Genomic DNA, 17,145 nt, shown 5'->3' with positions numbered 1-17,145 from the left:
AGTAGGCTGACCGCATGGTCCGACCGACGCTCTCCACCTCTTCCTCGTCCCCCTCCTCCGTCGACGCCGACGTCCTCGTGCTGGGCGTGCGCCCGGGCACCGACGGCGCCCCGGCCACCCTCGTGCCGTCCGCCACAGGCCCCGTCGACGGACTCGCCGACCTCGACCTCGCCGCGGTCGGAGCGACCGGTGCGAAGGACCAGCTCGTCCGGATCCCGGGCGGGGCGTCCGTCGGCGTCGCCGCCGCGGGCATCGCGCTCATCGGTCTCGGCAGTGCCACCGGGCCGGCTGCCGTCCGCACCACCGCCGGCAGCGCCGTCCGCCAGCTGCCGCACGTCGCCGCCATCGCCCTGGCCCTGCCCACAGAGGACGACGCCGCCGTCGCCGCGGCACTCGAGGGCGCCGCACTCGGGGCCTACTCGTTCACGCGACACAAGGGTGCCGGCACCACGGGCCCGACCCGTGGCGACCAGCGCATCACGGTCGTCGCCCCGGCCTCGGTCAGCGCCGACGCCACCGTGCGCCCGGCGATCGTCGCCGACGCCGCGGCCCTGGTCCGCGACCTGGTCAACACCGCCGCCGGGGACCTCGGTCCGTCCGACGTCGCCGACGTCGCGGGATCGATCGCCGAGGGACTGCCCCTCACCGTCGAGGTCCTCGACGAGACCGCTCTCGCCGAACAGGGCTTCGGCGGGATCGCGGGCGTCGGACAGGGGTCGGTCCGTCCGCCGCGACTCGTCGTCGTCCGGTACGAGCCGGCCGGCGCGACCAAGCACCTCGCACTCGTCGGCAAGGGCATCACGTTCGACTCCGGCGGGCTGTCCCTCAAGCCGGCAGCGTCGATGCTCGGCATGAAGACCGACATGACCGGTGCGGCGACGGTCCTCGCAGCGACGGTCGCGGCCGCTCGTCTGGGCCTCGACACCAAGGTCACCGCCTGGCTCTGCCTCGCCGAGAACATGCCGTCCGGGTCGGCCATCCGCCCGGGTGACGTCCTGACGTTGAAGAACGGCAAGACCGTCGAGGTCACCAACACCGATGCCGAGGGCCGCCTCGTCCTCGGAGACGGCATGGCCGCGGCGTCGCTCGAGCAGCCCGACGCGATCGTCGACATCGCCACCCTCACCGGAGCGCAGATGGTCGCCCTCGGAGACCGCACGACCGGCCTGATGGGTAGCGACGAGCTGGTCGCACAGGTCCGTGCGCTCGCCGACGCGGTCGCGGAGCCGATCTGGCCGATGCCGATGCCGGAGGAACTCGACGGCCGTCTCAGCAGCGACGTCGCCGACATGGTGAACGCCACCGTCGGACAGACCGCGGGCGGGATGCTGCTCGCCGCGAAGTTCCTCGAGCGCTTCGTCGGGCAGACCGCCGAGGGCACCACGATCCCGTGGGCGCACCTCGACATCGCCGGACCGTCGGAGAACCGCGGTGCGGGGTACGGCTGGCTCGGCAAGGGCGCGACCGGCGTGATGGTCCGCACCCTGGTCGCACTCGCAGAAGACCTGCAGTCCAAGTAGTAGGTTGGGTCCCGGCGGGGCCGCCGCGTCCGCGCGCGCTCCCCCGCCGGAACTGACGGGACGGGACCGGTACAGACGGTCCGACCGCCGGACGCCGCCGCGCGGTGTCCACCGGGACGGCGTCCAAGAGACACGAAGCCGCCCCCGACACGCACGAGGGAGTTGCACCAGGTGACGGAACAGACTTACGACGTCGTGGTCCTCGGTGGCGGCAGCGGCGGCTACGCCGCAGCGCTCCGAGCCGCTGAACTCGGGATGAGCGTCGCGCTCATCGAGGGCGACAAGCTCGGAGGGACGTGCCTGCACCGCGGCTGCATCCCGACGAAGGCACTGCTGCACTCGGCCGAGGTCGCCGACGCCGCCCGCGACGCCGAGAAGTACGGCGTCGTCGCCGAGTTCGCCGGCGTGGACGTGCCGAAGGTCATCGAGTACCAGCAGGGCGTCATCAACTCGAAGTACAAGGGCCTCCAGGGCCTCGTCAAGGCGCGCGGGATCACCGTCGTCGAGGGCTGGGGCCGTCTGACCTCGCAGAACACGGTGCAGGTCGGCGACCAGACGGTCACCGGTCGCAACGTCGTGCTCGCCACCGGTTCGTACTCGAAGTCGCTGCCCGGGCTCGAGATCGGCGGCCGGGTCATCACCTCCGAGACCGCCCTCCGCATGGACTACGTCCCGAACAAGGTCGTCATCCTGGGTGGTGGCGTCATCGGCGTCGAGTTCGCCAGCGTGTGGAAGTCGTTCGGGGCCGAGGTCACGATCGTCGAGGGCCTGCCCCACCTGATCCCGGCCGAGGACGAGTCGATGTCCAAGCAGCTCGAGCGCGCGTTCCGCAAGCGCGGCATCGAGTTCTCCCTGGGTGTCCGGTTCGACCACGTCGACCAGCACGAGAACGGCGTCGTCGTGACGCTCGAGAACGGCAAGACCTACGACGGCGACGTCCTCCTGGTCGCCGTCGGCCGTGGCCCGCTCACGCAGAACGTCGGCTACGACGAGGTCGGAGTGGCCATGGACCGCGGGTTCGTCACGACGAACGAGCGCCTCGCCACCAACCTGCCGAACGTGTACGCCGTCGGTGACATCGTCCCCGGTCTGCAGCTCGCCCACCGCGGCTTCCAGCAGGGCATCTTCGTCGCCGAGGAGATCGCCGGTCTCAACCCGGTCGTCATCTCGGACGACAACATCCCGAAGGTCACCTACTCGGACCCCGAGGTCGCCTCGGTCGGTCTCTCGCAGTCGAAGGCCGAAGAACGGTACGGCGCTGACAAGGTCGACACGTACGAGTACAACCTCGCCGGCAACGGCAGGAGCCACATCATCGGGACGTCCGGCGCGGTCAAGGTCGTGCGGGTCATCGACGGGCCCGTCGTCGGCGTCAGCATGATCGGCGCCCGCGTCGGCGAGCTCATCGGAGAAGCACAGCTCGCCGTCAACTGGGAAGCACACCCGGAGGACATCGCGCCGCTCGTGCACGCGCACCCGACGCAGAACGAAGCCCTCGGCGAAGCCTTCCTGCACCTCGCGGGCAAGCCGCTCCACGCGCTGTGAGCAGCACCGTCGTGCGCACCACGAACACCACAACCCAGAACCACGCCTGCGAGAAGGAGTCCACCCGATGAGCGAATCCGTCAACCTCCCGGCGCTCGGGGAGAGCGTCACCGAGGGTACGGTCACCCGATGGCTGAAGAACGTCGGTGACCGGATCGAGGTCGACGAGCCGCTGCTCGAGGTCTCCACCGACAAGGTCGACACCGAGATCCCGTCGCCGATCGCCGGCGTCATCGAGGAGATCCTCGTCCAGGAGGACGAGACCGTCGAGGTCGGCACCGCCCTTGTCAAGATCGGCGACGGAGCCGGCGGCGGCGACTCCTCCGACCAGGGTGGGTCCGAGTCCACCGACAGCCAGACCGAGGCTGTGGCCGAGGACACCGAGCCCGAGACCGCTCCGAGCACGGAGCAGGACACCGAGGCGAAGGCCCCGGAGCCCGCCGAGCCCGAGCCGACCCCGTCGGGCCAGACCCAGCCCGCGGCTCCGCAGGCGCCGTCGGCACCGCCGGCCGCCTCGCCGGTGCCGCAGGCTGCCCCGGTCCCGCCGCCCGCAGCTGCCCCGCCCGCAGCCGTCCCGGCCCCCGCCAAGGCAGCACCCGCTCCGGCTGCGGCCCCCGCAGCCGCGGCGCCGTCGTCGACCCCGTCCGCGGAGGTCCCGAACCCCAGCGCCAACGGCGCGGCGTCGGGGTACGTCACCCCGTTGGTGCGCAAGCTCGCGAACGAGCAGGGGGTCGATCTCTCCACCGTGACCGGCACCGGCGTCGGTGGACGCATCCGCAAGGAGGACGTGCTCGCCGCGGCCTCCGCTGCTGCGGCCGCCCCGGCACCGTCCGCCTCGGGCGCGGCGGCTCCGGCACAGTCCGGGCCGTTCGTCGCGGAGGTCTCGCCGCTCCGCGGGACGCGCGAGAAGATGACCCGCCTGCGCAAGGTCGTCGCGGAGCGTGCCGTGCAGTCGATGACCTCGACCGCACAGCTCACCAGCGTCGTCGAGGTCGACGTGACCAAGGTCGCGCAGTTCCGCGACGCCCACAAGGCGGAGTTCCTCGAGAAGACCGGTGCGAAGCTCTCCTTCATGCCCTTCTTCGCCCTGGCGGCGTCCGAGGCGCTCAAGGCCCATCCGAAGATCAACTCGACGGTCGACGGCGACGAGATCGTCTACCCGGAGACCGAGAACGTCTCGATCGCGGTGGACACCGAGCGTGGTCTGCTCACCCCGGTGATCAAGGACGCGGCGTCGCTCGACCTCGCCCAGTTCTCGAAGTCGATCGCGGACCTGGCGGAGCGCACGCGCAACAACCAGCTCAAGCCCGACGAGCTCGCCGGTGGCACGTTCACGCTGACGAACACCGGTTCGCGCGGCGCGCTGTTCGACACCCCGGTGGTCTTCCTGCCGCAGTCGGCGATCCTCGGCACGGGCATCGTGACGAAGCGCCCGGCGGTCGTGAAGGTCGACGGGCAGGAAGCCATCGCCATCCGCTCGTTCGTCTACCTGGCGCTTTCCTACGACCACCGGATCATCGACGGCGCCGACGCGTCCCGGTACCTGGTGGCCGTGAAGAACCGTCTGGAAGAGGGCAACTTCGGTCCCAACCTGGGCTACTGAGCCCTGGGCTGGTGAGTTCCGGGCTCCTGAGCCCTGAGCTACCGGTCGTTCGGTAGCTGGCGAGTTCGACGGCGGCCCCGTCTCCCCCGGTGGGAGGCGGGGCCGCCGTCGTCCGCGCCAGGCGACCTTCATCTCGCGCCCCACGCCCCGGCCACGACGACACCGACCAGGACGACCAGTCCGGTGGCCAGCCCGCGCACGCCGAACCGGTGCGATCCGACGGGCAGCCCGGACCGCAGGAGTCCGCGCCCCGACTCGAGGAGTCGCCCGACGGCCGAGTGTGGTGCCGCAGGCCCTGGCGCTCTCGGATCCACGTCGAACGCGAAAGTCATCGGCGGTGGATCCCAGCGCACCGGCCTCGGCGGGGCCGCGGCACGGACCACGCGGTCGAGCGCGAGGAGCGCCGCTCCGCCATCCCGGCGGGCAGCCGAGCATGCCTGGTCGACCTCGTCGTGGCAGACCTCGCGCGGATCGACGCGTTCCCAGACGGCACGCACGGCGAGGACCAGCGCCTCGACACCCGAGACGACACCCGCCCCGGAGCGATCGGTGGTACCGAGCGGGCGGTCGACCAGCACGACGGCACCGGCGTCGTCGACCAGGACGTCGTCGACGCCGGCACGACCGAGCAGGACCGCGCCGGCGTCGGCCAGGAGGGCGAGCTCGAGCAGCGGGAGCGTCAGCGTCACGGCGACACCAGCCGTCGGTGACCCGATCCGGTCGAGTGCCGCGGGCAGTGCGAGCCCCACCGGGGCCGATGCCCGCGCGACCAGGGCCCCGGTCTCGTCGCGCCCGATCTCCGCCACCCCAACCAGGTGGTCGTGCGTCACGGTGCTCCGGTCGGCGAGCCACTCGGCGAAGTCGTCGGCGGGCTCCGGGGCTCGCCAACAGAGGTCGATCTGTTCCCACGGTTCCATGGCGACCATCATGGCGGGGGCGGGGCGGGCCTCCCGGCCGGAGCAGGGACCTGTGGACAACGCTGTTCGCCCACAGCCTGGCGACGGACGGTCCACGATCGACGTGCCAGGCCGTATCCTTGTCGGCATGGCACGCAGCAGTTCCTCAAGCTCCCCGGCGAAGGAGCCCGGTCGTCTCAAGCAGATGTACCAGGTCTTCACCATGACCCGTCGGGCCGACCCCAGCTCCGTCTGGTGGTTCGCCCTCGCGTTCCTCGGACCGGTCGTGGTCGGCGTCCTCGCGGCGCTGCTCATCCCGGGTCAGAACTGGCTCGCGATGACGCTCTGGATCATCGCCGGCGTCCTGCTCGGTGTGCTGCTGTTCCTGATCGTGCTCGGCCGTCTTGCCGAACGGGCCGCTTACTCGCAGATCGAAGGCCAGCCCGGTGCCGTCGGCGCCGTCCTGTCGAACTCCCTGCGACGGCAGTGGCGCTCGAGCGAGATGCCCGTCGCCGTCCACGGTCGGTCTCAGGCGGCGGTCTACCGCGCCGTCGGGACGCCGGGTGTCGTCCTCATCACCGAGGGCCCGGTCACGAACCTGAATCGTCAGGTCGAGGAAGAGCGTCGCAAGGTGGCTCGTATCGTGCCGAACGTCCCGATCCACGTCGTCAACGTCGGTGACGCGGACGGCCAGGTCACGCTCCACAAGCTGCCGCGTGCGATGAACAAGTACAAGAAGGCGCTGAACCGCAACGAGGTCCTGGCGGTGTCGAACCGTCTCGACTCCCTCACACACGGTCCGGCCGCGGCGATCCCGAAGGGCATCGACCCGACGCGGGTCCGTGCCGGGCGGCCGCGCTGACACGTCGCCCCCCGCGTGCCGCGACGCCTTCGACCCTTCGGGTCGGGGGCGTCGTGTCGTTGCGGCGTGGTGGTCGCGTCGAGGTCGCACGAGGTGCCGATCTGCGGGCACTGAGGCGGCAGGCCGTGCGACCTCGGGGGACGAGCAGCGGCAGGTCGTGCGACTTCGGCGGACGGGCAGCAGGCTGCCCGGCAGCGGAACACCATGCTCCGAGACGACGGGGTCCGGCGGGGCCCGACCGGGTCGACCGGGCCCGGTCCGACGGGTTCCGACCGGACCCGGCCGGGTCGACCAGGCCTCAGCGGCGGACGAGCACCGTCCCGGCGACCGCGTCGTGCAACGCCCGCCCGTCCTTCGCGTGGATGAGGACCGGGACGACGATGCAGAGCAGGACCGTCCGGACGATCGGCCGCCACACGCCGACGTAGCCGCCGCGGACCGGGACGACCCGCAGCCCGACGCAGACGTGGCCGAAGGACCCGGACAGCAGCGCGATGAAGACGACCTGCAGTGCCGCGAAGATGCCGAGCGTCACGAAGTTGCCCGCCGCGCCGTAGGTCCCGATCACCAGCGAGATCAGCGACGCGAGTGCCCAGTCGATGACGAGGCCCAGGAACCGACGTCCGAACGACCCCATGCTGCGTGGTCCGGACTCCGGCAGTCCGAGGATCTTGCCCGGCCATTCGGTGCGCTCTGGACCGGGAGCGGGCGAGGAGGGCAGAGTGGAGCGGGCCATGTGCCCAGCGTAGGCGTTCCCCCGGCACGTAACACGCTGGAAACAACCCAGTCACGTCCGGGAAACTCCATGTCAATAGCCTCGTCGGAGGGTGCCTCCTGGTTCCCTCGACACCACCCAACCCCACAGGAGACCGACTCGTATGTTCAGCGATTCCTCCGAGGTGCTTGCCTTCATCAAGGACACGGACGTCAAGTTCCTCGACATCCGGTTCACGGACCTCCCCGGGGTCCAGCAGCACTTCAACATCCCCGCATCAACGGTCGACGAGGACTTCTTCGCCGTCGGTCAGCTCTTCGACGGCTCCTCGATCCGCGGCTTCGCGTCGATCCACGAGTCGGACATGCAGCTCATCCCCGACGTGACGACGGCGTACGTGGACCCGTTCCGTGCGGAGCGCACGCTGATCATGGTGTTCGACATCTACAACCCGCGCAACGGCGAGATCTACGGCCGTGACCCGCGCCAGGTCGCGAAGAAGGCCGAGAAGTACCTCGCCTCGACGGGCATCGCGGACACCGCGTTCTTCGCCCCTGAGGCCGAGTTCTACATCTTCGACGACGTCCGCTACTCCGTGACGCAGAACGAGGCGTTCTTCTCGGTCGACTCCGAAGAGGGCGCCTGGAACACCGGTCGCGAAGAAGAGGGCGGCAACCTCGCCAACAAGACCCCGTACAAGGGCGGCTACTTCCCGGTGTCGCCGGTCGACAAGACCGCGGACCTCCGCGACGACATCTCCCTCAAGCTCATCGACGCGGGCCTCGAGCTCGAGCGTGCGCACCACGAGGTGGGTACCGGCGGCCAGCAGGAGATCAACTACAAGTTCGACACGCTGGTCCACGCGGCGGACGACATCCTGAAGTTCAAGTACATCGTGAAGAACACGGCCGAGCAGTGGGGCAAGGTCGCGACCTTCATGCCGAAGCCGCTCTTCGGCGACAACGGCTCGGGCATGCACACGCACCAGTCGCTGTGGTCCGACGGCACCCCGCTGTTCTACGACGAGAACGGCTACGGCGGCCTGTCCGACCTGGCCCGCTGGTACATCGGTGGCCTGCTCAAGCACGCCCCGGCCGTCCTGGCGTTCACGAACCCGACGATCAACTCGTACCACCGTCTGATCCCGGGCTTCGAGGCACCGGTGAACCTCGTCTACTCGGCGGGCAACCGGTCGGCGTCGATCCGCATTCCGATCACCGGCACGAACCCGAAGGCCAAGCGCATCGAGTTCCGCGCGCCCGACGCCTCCGGCAACCCGTACCTGGCCTTCGCGGTGCAGCTGATGGCCGGCCTCGACGGCATCCAGAACCGCATCGAGCCGCACGAGCCGGTCGACAAGGACCTGTACGAGCTCCCCCCGGAGGAGGCGAAGAACATCCCGCAGGTGCCGGCATCGCTCGGCGCCGCGCTGGACGCGCTCGAGGCGGACCACGAGTTCCTCCTCAAGGGCAACGTCTTCACCGAGGACCTGATCCAGACCTGGATCGACTACAAGCGCGAGAAGGAGATCCTCCCGATGGCACAGCGTCCGCACCCGTTCGAGTACGAGCTGTACTTCGGCGTCTGACGCTCCACGCTCCACCACGGAGGGCCCCGCACCGTCAGGTGCGGGGCCCTTCGTGTGCCGCCCGTGCATCTGGCGATCCGCCTGGGCGACGGCCTGGAGGCCCGGCGGCGGCCCGGCGGACCGACACCGGGCCTCCAGGCTGGACACGCAGGTCGGGACGCGAAAGCGACAGATCGCCGCCGGAATCCGGTGCAGATCTGTCGCTTTCGCGCACTGTACCGCGGCCCCGGCGCGGCGGCCGACGCACGAGAGCGGGGCCCGTGCCGACGGCAGGGGCCCCGCTCCGGGGACGATCAGCGGCTGGTGGCCAGCGCGTCGACCGTGCCCGCGGCGACGCTCGCGGGAGCACCCGTGACGGGGGTGGGCCGTCCTAGGGAGCGGACGGTCCACCCCGCCCCGACCCAGCGGCCGGTCGGGAGACAGTTGCGCGCGTCGATCACGACGCGCTGTCCGACGACGGCCGCGAGGGCGACCGGGTCGGCCTCGACGACCTCGTCCCACTCCGTGAGGACGAGGACGAGGTCAGCGCCCTCGATCGCCTCGGTCATCGACGCGGCGTAGGTGAGCGTCGGGAACGACCGGCGTGCGGTCTCCATCGCCTCCGGGTCCCAGAGCGTCACCTGCGCGCCACGGAGGTGCAGCGCGGCGGCGACGTTGAGCGCCGGGGAGTCACGGACGTCGTCGGTCAGTGGCTTGAACGCTGCCCCGACCACGGCGATGCGACGGTTGAGGACCGATCCCCCGGTGGACTCGATCGCCATGTCGATGACCCGCTGGCGCTGGCCCATGTTGATCTCGTCGACCTGCTGCATGAGGCCGACGACCCGGCCGGCACCGATCTCGTTCGCCCGGTACATGAGGGCTCGGATGTCCTTCGGCAGGCATCCACCGCCGAAGCCGAGCCCGGCGTTGAGGAACTTCCGGCCGATACGGGCGTCGTGGCCGAGTGCATCGGCGAGGGTCGTCACGTCGGCCCCGGCGATCGCACACATCTCGGAGATCGCGTTGATGAACGAGATCTTCGTGGCGAGGAACGCGTTGGCGCTGACCTTGACGAGCTCGGCGGTGGCGAGGTCGGTGGTGATGACCGGGGTGCCCTCGCTGATCGGGGCGGCGTAGACCTCGCGGATCACGGCGTCGGCAGCGTCCGACGCGCCGCCCCAGACCAGGCGGTCCGGGTGCAGCGTGTCCTCGACGGCCTTGCCCTCCCGGAGGAACTCGGGGTTCCAGATGAGCTCTGCGTCGATGCCGACGGGCGTGAACTCACTGACGATCCCGCGGAGCCGTGCGGCGGTGCCGACCGGGACGGTCGACTTGCCGACGATGAGTCCCGGGTGGGTCAGGTTCTCGGCGACGCCGCGGGTGGCGTTCTCCACGAAGGACAGGTTCGCCGCGTGCGACCCGGCCTTCTGCGGGGTCCCGACGCAGACGAAGTGCACGTCCGCCGCAGCGACCGCTTCGGCGATCGAGGCCGTGAACCGGAGCTTCCCGCTGGCGACGTGCTTCGTGATGAGCTCGGGGAGTCCGGGCTCGTAGAACGGCACCTGGCCGGCGGAGAGCGCGGCGAGCTTCGCGGGGTCGACGTCCACGCCGATGGTCTCGAAGCCCATCTCGGCCATGGCGGCGGCATGCGTGGCACCGAGGTACCCGGTGCCGATGACGCTGATGACCGGTGCGGGTCGGGTGTCGGCGGACTTCTTCGATGCGGTCACTTCTTGACCTCCTGCAGGTCGTAGTCGATGTCGGTGCGGGCGATGCCGGCGACGAACGCCGCCAGGCTGTCGGCACGGGAATTGAGTCGCCAGTCGTTGGTGGTGCGGGCACCGTCGACGATCGTCGTGGCGGTCTCGCTGAAGTACGCGAAGCCGATGACGTCCGAGTTGGCGGGGTCCGCGAGGGCGTCGAACAGCGAGTCGACCCACTGCGACTTCTGCCCGTTCGACACGGCGGAGCCGGTCTCGGTCGCGCCGATCTCGCTGAGCAGGATGCGCTTGTCGGGCGCGATCTGCCGGATCTGGTCGAGCGTCGCACCGAAGGTGGTGGCGAAGGTCGGCGACTCAGCGGCCTTGCGGTAGTACCCGCTCATGCCGACCCAGTCCACGTAGTCGTCGCCCGGGTAGTACGCCTGCATGTAGTCGACGGTCTGGTACTTCGGGTTGCCCAGGGCGTCGATGCGGGTCGGAGCCCAGTTCCAGATGACGTAGTCGTTCGCACCCGCACGCTCGAACACGTCGTGCACGTGCTTCCACATCGCGACGAACGAGCCCGGCGCGTTCTGCTGGGCGGTGCCGTCGGACCAGTTGTACCAACTGCCGTTCATCTCGTGGTCGAGACGGATCACCACGGGCTGTCCGTTCGCCTTGAGCGCGTCGGCGTACTTCGTCAGGTAGTCGTCGAACGCTCCCCCGGTGATGTCGGCGTTCGCGTACCCGGCAACGTACTTCTGGTCGTTGCCGGTGGTCGCCGGCCGGGTCTCCCAGGTGAGCAGCGGCACACGGCCGTTGGTCCACGATCGCTGCACGGCACCCGCGTTGAAGTCCTGGTCGAAGCCCTGGAAGTAGCCGACCATGTTCGTCGACTTGCCGACCTGCTGGGACACCTCGTCGTACTCGGCCCAGTTGAAGGGCGACTGCGCCGTGTACAGGCCGTACCAGCGGGACTGCTGGGCGAGGACCTCGGTCTTCGTCGGCACGTCGACCGGGGTCGCCGGGTCCGGGTCGGTCGAGGGGCCGTCGGTGCCGGGGACGACGGTCGGACCGCCGCCCTGGCCCGACCCGCCGTGACCCGACCCGCCGTGGCCCGACCCGCCGGACGAGGACCCGCCCGAGCCGGCCCCCTTGCCCGCCGTGATCGACGTACCGGAGGAGGACGAGCCTCCCGAATCGGCGCCGTGTCCGTGGCCGGAGGCCGTGCCGGACCGGGCGTGCCCGAGCTGCGACCGCAGGTCTGCGATCTGTGCCTTGAGCTGGGTGACCTGGTCGCTGCGGGAGCCGGACTGCGCCGAGGTGCTCTGCAGCTTCCCCTCGAGCTTCCAGATCTGCTGCTGCGCGGCGGCGAGCTTCGCCTGCAGGGCGTCGACGTCGGCTGCCGGTTCCTGCTGGGTCGGGACGCCGAGCGCCCGGCTGACGGCGGTGGAGACGGGCCCGGAGGGCGAGATCCACACGGACCAGGTGATCAGGGCGAGGACGGCGACGATGGCCGCCATGCCGAGGGCGGTGCGCTTGGCGTGCTTGGTGGAAGGCGCCCACCAGGTGCCGTCGGTGCGGTCGAGATCAGACAATGAGGAACGCCTCCAGAGCGAAGACCGCGATCCCGATGCAGTACGGGATCGATGCGTACGGGTTGAGTCGGCGACGTGCGGGCTTCGCCGCGCGGTGCGGTGCACGGGCGGTCGAGGTCGTGGTCGCTGTCGCGGTCGCGACGTCGCGTCGGGTGGTGAGCACGGTCGCGGTGGCGGCCGTGGTCGCGTCGGGTCCGAAGAGCTCGTCGAACGCGCGGTCAACGGCGGCCTGCTCGCTCGGTCGCTCGGACGTGTCGGTCAGTCCGCGGTCCACCGGGCTCATCGGCACGGTCGTGCCCGAGAGTTGCGGCTGCGCCGGGTCCTCCTCCATCGGCCCACCGGCGTAGGCACCGGCCCGGGTCCCCCAGCCGCTGGCGTGCGCCAGGCGGAAGAACCCGATGAGCCGGATCGGCATGAGGAAGAACGTCGAGACGATGATGAACATCGGCAGGCGGAAGAAGTCCGACGGCTTCTCGGCCAGGTGCCGCATCTGCCGGATGGCCATGCTCAGCACGCTCGAGACCACCATGAGTCCGGCGACGTAGACGAAGCCGGTGGAGAACCCGTACTGGTGCAGGATGCCCTCGTAGAGGTTCTGCCCCTGCCCGGTGAGCGCCCGGTAGATCCAGCCGGCGATCACGCCGAAGAGCATGAACGGCAGGATGATGTCGGTCAGGAAGAACACGGCCAGGATCGGCGCGTGGCCGAGCATCCACGGCAGCATCCGCAGCGTGTTGTACTGCGACCCACGGGCCCAGCGGAGCTGCTGCTTGAACAGCTTCTTCACCTGCAGCGGAGCGTCCGTGTACACGAGCGACGTGTACTGGTAGACGGTCCGGTACCCCTCCTTGAGCGTCAGGTTCGTCAGGGTCCGGTCGTCGGAGACCTCGAGGAAGACCCCCATGAACTCCTCGTGCATGAACCTGTCCATGACGCGGACCAGGATGCTCCGGCGGAACGCGATCGTGCGGCCGGGCAGGCAGCCGATCTGTCCGAGGACGCTCTGCGCCGGCATCGAGTACAGCGCACGGGAGTTCTCGAGCCAGTCCGCCCAGCGGGTGATCCAGGAGCGCGTCGGCTCGAGGATGCGCTGGCGGGTGGTCACGCCACCCACGGACTCGTCCGCGAACGGCTTGAGCAGCTCGACGAGCGTGCCGGGCGTCCACACCGTGTCCGAGTCGACGAGCACGGTGATGTCGCCGTTCGACATCTCGGTGCCGACCTTGACCGCGTTGCGCTTGCCGGGGATCGGCGTGTGGGTCCAGCGCACGAGGGGGGCGAACTCGTCGCACACCGCTTCGAGCGCCTCGTTCCGAGCGCCGTTGATGACGACGATGATCTCGCCGGGACGCTGTTCGACCATGCGGCCGATCACGTCACGGAACAGGTCGAGCGGCTCGTCCACCACGGGGACGACGACGCTCGTCGTCCCGGTGTACGTGCCGGTGAAGGGGCGGTACCGGGCGGAGAGGACGACTTTGAGCAACCAGAGCAACCAGATCACCAGTGAGTACACGGTGAACAGGTAGAACTCGGGGTGGCCGTCGACCATCTGCCGGATCTGGAGGATGAAGGTGAACATCGATCCCTGCTGCAACGTTCGAAGGGAGATTCCGCGTCATCGGGAAATCGGGGTCGGTTCGGGTGTCCTCATTCAGACAGATCGCAGACAGCCCCTGCAACGTGCCCCTCGGGTGGGGGTGACCGCGGGGTCGATCGGGGGACAGAGTGGTCCGCAGCACGTCGGACCGACCCTTGTCCCCACTGGTGCTGACAGCAGTTGCGTGGACCGGTCCGACGGCGGCCGTCGGTGTGCAGAGAGTCCGACACGGCCGGGAGGCTCATCCTCGGTCCACAGAGAACCCCGGATCAGAAGGCAGTTGAGCTGGTCGTCGTCGGCTGGCGCTGTCTCCGCTGCTCCGGTGTTCCGAAACCCTGGTCGCGCGCTGACAGCGATTCAGCATCGGTACCGATCGGGGTACGGTGCACAGTGCAACGGGGTACGGACGGGTCGGGACGAAAATTGTCTTTGACAACTCGTCATCTTGCTTCGATTCGCAACACCCCGGGCGTGTCGCGGTGCCGGCGCCTCCGTTCGAGACGACGCTCAGGCGCCGTAGAACTCGCGCTCGAAGACCTGCCGGGAGCGCCGGGTCACGGCGAGGTAGTCCTCCTCGAGTTGCGACGCCGACCCCGGCGGGTACTCCAACAGGCGCGCGATGCCCTCCAGCTGCGTCCGCTCGACCGGCAGCACGTCCGTCGTCCGTCCCGACCACAGCACGAGCGCGCTCCGGGTCCGGGACGCGAACCGCCACGCGGCGGCCAGGCGCTCGGCGTCCTCCGGCGCGACCCAGCCGGCGTCCGTGGCCGCCTGCAGCGCCTCGAGCGTCGACGTGGTGCGGAGTGACGGCTGCTCGTGCCCGTGCTGCAGCTGGAGGAGCTGCACGAACCACTCGACGTCGCTCAACGACCCGCGACCGAGCTTCAGGTGACGCGCAGGATCGGCGCCGCGGGGCAGTCGTTCGGACTCGACCCGGGCCTTGATGCGCCGGACCTCCCGGACCTCCCGGTCCTCGATCGCGGCGGGGTACCGGGTCCGGTCGGCCAGGTGCTCGAAGTCACGGAGCAGCTGGGCGTCCCCCACAGCGCCACGGGCCCGCAGGAGCGCCTGCGCCTCCCACGTCAGGGACCAGCGGGCGTAGTAGGCCGCGTACGAGTCGAACGAGCGCACCACGGGGCCGTTCTTCCCCTCGGGCCGCAGGTCGATGTCGAGGTCGAAGGGGTGCAGGGCGTCCTCGGTCAGGCGGTTCAGCTCACGCACGATGACCTGCGACGCGCGCGAGGCGACCTCGTTCGGCACCGTCGACGAGCGGTAGACGAAGAGGACGTCGGCGTCCGAGCCGAACCCGAGTTCACGGCCGCCGTAGCGTCCCATCGCGATCACCCCGAACTCGAGACCCTGCGGGGCGTCCCGTCGTGCCAGGTCGAGCGCACCGCTCAGCGTGGCCTCGGTGACGTCGCTGAGTGCCGGACCCAGGCCGTCGACGTCCAGGTGCCCGAGCACTGCGGCCATGCCGAGCCGGAGCGTCTCGCGCCGCCGGACCCCGCGCAGGAGCGAGGCCGCCGTGTCCACGGCGTCCCCGTGTCGCGCGGTCGTCGCGCCCGTCTCGGCCAGCAGCGCAGGCAGCGGACGCGGCTTCAGGAGGGTGTCCGGCTCGTCCAACCAGGCCACGGCCTCGGGGAAGCGTTCGAGCAGACCGGACAGGAACGCCGACTCGCTGAGCACCGTCGTCAGGCTGTGCGCGGCGCCCGAGGAGTCCCGGAGCATCCGGAGGAACCAACTCGACTCCCCCAGGGTGTCGCTGAGTCGTCGGAAGGCCAGCAGCGCCCGGTCCGGCGCGGGCCCCTCCGCCATCCATCGCAGGAGGACCGGCAGGAGGTTCCGCTGGATCGCTGCCCGCCGGGTCGTCCCCTGCGTCAGAGCCCGGATGTGGGCCACGGCCCCGTCCGGATCGAGGAACCCGATCGCGGTGAGCCGGTCGCTGACCTGACTGCTCGTCAGGACGATCTCGCCGTCGGTGGACGCCACCGCCGCGAGCATCGGTCGGTAGAAGAGCCGCTCGTGCAGGCCGCGGACCTCGAGCTTGACCGATCGCCAGCGGTCCAGCAGCGCCGACGCCGAGGACGCCAGGCGGGTGGAGCGAGCGAGGACCCGGAGTTCGTCCTCGTCGGACGGCATCAGGTGGGTGCGCTGCAGCCGCCGGAGCTGGATGTGGTGTTCGAGGACCCGGAGCAGGGCGTAGTCCGGTCCGAAGCGCGCCGCTTCCGGCCGTCCGACGTACCCGGCGGTCGCCAGGGCGTCCATCGCCTCGAGCGTCGAGCGGACGCGCACGGACTCGTCGTCGCGCCCGTGGACGAGCTGCAGGAGTTGCACGGTGAACTCGACGTCACGCAGACCGCCAGGGCCGAGCTTCAGCTGCCGATCGACCTGGGCATCCGGGATGTGCGCCGTCACCCGCTCCCGCATCCGCTGCACCGACTCCACGAACCCCGGACGCTTCGACGACTGCCACACGAAGGGGGCCACCGCGGCGACGTAGCGCTCCCCGAGGTCCATCGACCCGGCGATCGCCCGGGCCTTGAGCAGCGCCTGGAACTCCCACCCCTTCGCCCAGCGCTCGTAGTACGCCACGTGCGACTCGAGCGTCCGGACGAGCGCGCCGTCCTTGCCCTCCGGCCGGAGGTTCGCATCGACCTCCCACAGTGCGGGCTCCGCGGCGAGGTCCGTGATGACGTGGGTCGCGGCGATCGCCAGACGCGTCGCGATGAGGACCGCGCGGTCGGTGCTGATCCGGGGCGCGTCGTCCCCCTCCGTCGGCTCGGTCGGCACGGTCGGCACGGTCGGCTCGGTCGGCTCGGTCACGAAGATGACGTCGACGTCGCTGACGTAGTTGAGCTCGCGTGCCCCGGCCTTCCCCATCGCGATCACCGCGAGCGGCGTGGCGGCGACGTCCGCGACGGGGAACGGGACCTCGCGACGCGCGACCGTCACGGCGGCGTCGAGCGCAGCGCCGGCGAGGTCGGCGAGGCCGGCGGCGACGTCCGGGAACGCCTCGGTCGGAGACGCGTGCAGGACGTCGAACAGGGCGATCTGCGCCAGGTGCCGGCGGTAGCGGACACGGAGTCGCCGTCGAGCCGTCTCGCCCGAGCTGCCGTCCACCGCCTGGTCGAGGGAGGCCGTGTACCGCTCCTGTGACCACGGCGGCGCGACGGGATCGAGCACCAGCGCGAGCTCGTCGGGCCGGCGCTGCAGGAACTCGGCGAGCCCGGTGGACGCGCCGAGCAGCCGCACCAGGCGCTCGGTCGCCCCGGGGTCGGCCAGGACCGGGCGCAGCTGCTCCGGAGCCGACTCGATGAGCCGCTCGAGCGCGAGCAGCGCTCCGTCCGGGTCCGCCGTGGCGGCCCAGACCGACTCGGCATCCGCGATCGGGACGCGCAGATCCGAGCCGGGACGGGCCTCCAGGGCGGCGATCCGCTCCAGCGAGCCGGACAGGTCGGCGAACCCGAGCCGGGCCAGCTGGGAACGCGAGGTTTCGGTCCGGCTGGTCATCTGGCGTGTGCTCCCGTCGTGTGTCC

The 17,145-nt window shown here is 70.4% G+C and carries 11 protein-coding genes; 5 read left to right on the top strand and 6 right to left on the bottom strand.

Annotated features, from left to right (window positions below; all coding sequences use genetic code 11):
• The first annotated feature begins 14 nt into the window (after nucleotides 1-14).
• The 3 genes from DEJ33_RS04550 (at nucleotide 15) to sucB (ending at nucleotide 4,668) form a co-directional block, all read left to right on the top strand.
• Complete coding sequence (locus DEJ33_RS04550) at nucleotides 15-1,520, top strand: leucyl aminopeptidase (protein ID WP_111194358.1); 1,506 nt, start codon at nucleotides 15-17, stop codon at nucleotides 1,518-1,520.
• A gap of 171 nt (nucleotides 1,521-1,691) precedes the next feature.
• Nucleotides 1,692-3,065 carry a dihydrolipoyl dehydrogenase gene (lpdA, locus tag DEJ33_RS04545; protein WP_111194357.1) on the top strand — a complete coding sequence of 458 codons (1,374 nt, stop codon included), beginning with the start codon at nucleotides 1,692-1,694 and terminating at the stop codon, nucleotides 3,063-3,065.
• A 67-nt stretch (nucleotides 3,066-3,132) separates the two neighbouring features.
• Nucleotides 3,133-4,668, top strand: coding sequence for a 2-oxoglutarate dehydrogenase, E2 component, dihydrolipoamide succinyltransferase (sucB, locus tag DEJ33_RS04540; RefSeq protein WP_111194356.1), 1,536 nt, complete (start codon nucleotides 3,133-3,135; stop codon nucleotides 4,666-4,668).
• Nucleotides 4,669-4,796: 128 nt separating this feature from the next.
• Here sucB and DEJ33_RS04535 read toward each other — a convergent pair whose 3' ends face one another.
• Nucleotides 4,797-5,585, bottom strand: coding sequence for a hypothetical protein (locus DEJ33_RS04535; protein WP_111194355.1), 789 nt, complete (start codon nucleotides 5,583-5,585; stop codon nucleotides 4,797-4,799).
• Between the two features lie 127 nt (nucleotides 5,586-5,712).
• On the opposite strand from DEJ33_RS04535, the gene DEJ33_RS04530 reads away from it, so the two are divergent.
• Nucleotides 5,713-6,426 (top strand): DUF4191 domain-containing protein, encoded by a 714-nt coding sequence (locus DEJ33_RS04530; protein WP_111077873.1) that lies wholly within the window; start codon nucleotides 5,713-5,715, stop codon nucleotides 6,424-6,426.
• A 298-nt stretch (nucleotides 6,427-6,724) separates the two neighbouring features.
• Here the strand turns inward: DEJ33_RS04530 and DEJ33_RS04525 are convergent, their stop codons facing one another.
• Complete coding sequence (locus DEJ33_RS04525) at nucleotides 6,725-7,162, bottom strand: RDD family protein (RefSeq protein WP_111077874.1); 438 nt, start codon at nucleotides 7,160-7,162, stop codon at nucleotides 6,725-6,727.
• Nucleotides 7,163-7,304: 142 nt separating this feature from the next.
• On the opposite strand from DEJ33_RS04525, the gene glnA reads away from it, so the two are divergent.
• Nucleotides 7,305-8,729 carry a type I glutamate--ammonia ligase gene (gene glnA / locus DEJ33_RS04520; protein WP_110902453.1) on the top strand — a complete coding sequence of 475 codons (1,425 nt, stop codon included), beginning with the start codon at nucleotides 7,305-7,307 and terminating at the stop codon, nucleotides 8,727-8,729.
• 293 nt (nucleotides 8,730-9,022) lie between these two features.
• Here the strand turns inward: glnA and DEJ33_RS04515 are convergent, their stop codons facing one another.
• The 4 genes from DEJ33_RS04515 to DEJ33_RS04500 form a co-directional block, all read right to left on the bottom strand.
• Nucleotides 9,023-10,441: a UDP-glucose/GDP-mannose dehydrogenase family protein gene (locus tag DEJ33_RS04515; protein ID WP_111194354.1), complete on the bottom strand. Its 1,419-nt coding sequence runs from the start codon at nucleotides 10,439-10,441 to the stop codon at nucleotides 9,023-9,025.
• Entirely contained in the window at nucleotides 10,438-12,009 is a 1,572-nt protein-coding gene (locus DEJ33_RS04510) for a glycoside hydrolase family 26 protein (protein ID WP_111194353.1), read from the bottom strand. The genes DEJ33_RS04515 and DEJ33_RS04510 overlap by 4 nt, the downstream gene beginning before the upstream one ends.
• Nucleotides 12,002-13,591: a glycosyltransferase family 2 protein gene (locus tag DEJ33_RS04505; protein WP_111194352.1), complete on the bottom strand. Its 1,590-nt coding sequence runs from the start codon at nucleotides 13,589-13,591 to the stop codon at nucleotides 12,002-12,004. The genes DEJ33_RS04510 and DEJ33_RS04505 overlap by 8 nt, the downstream gene beginning before the upstream one ends.
• 525 nt (nucleotides 13,592-14,116) lie before the next feature.
• Entirely contained in the window at nucleotides 14,117-17,119 is a 3,003-nt protein-coding gene (locus tag DEJ33_RS04500; protein ID WP_111077878.1) for a bifunctional [glutamine synthetase] adenylyltransferase/[glutamine synthetase]-adenylyl-L-tyrosine phosphorylase, read from the bottom strand.
• Nucleotides 17,120-17,145: the final 26 nt, after the last annotated feature.

It is taken from the genome of Curtobacterium sp. MCPF17_047 (assembly GCF_003234045.1).
In the GTDB taxonomy this organism is placed as follows: Bacteria; Actinomycetota; Actinomycetes; order Actinomycetales; family Microbacteriaceae; genus Curtobacterium.
The sequence above is the reverse complement of the archived record's forward strand: the minus strand, read 5'-3'. Positions and strand labels throughout refer to the sequence as shown.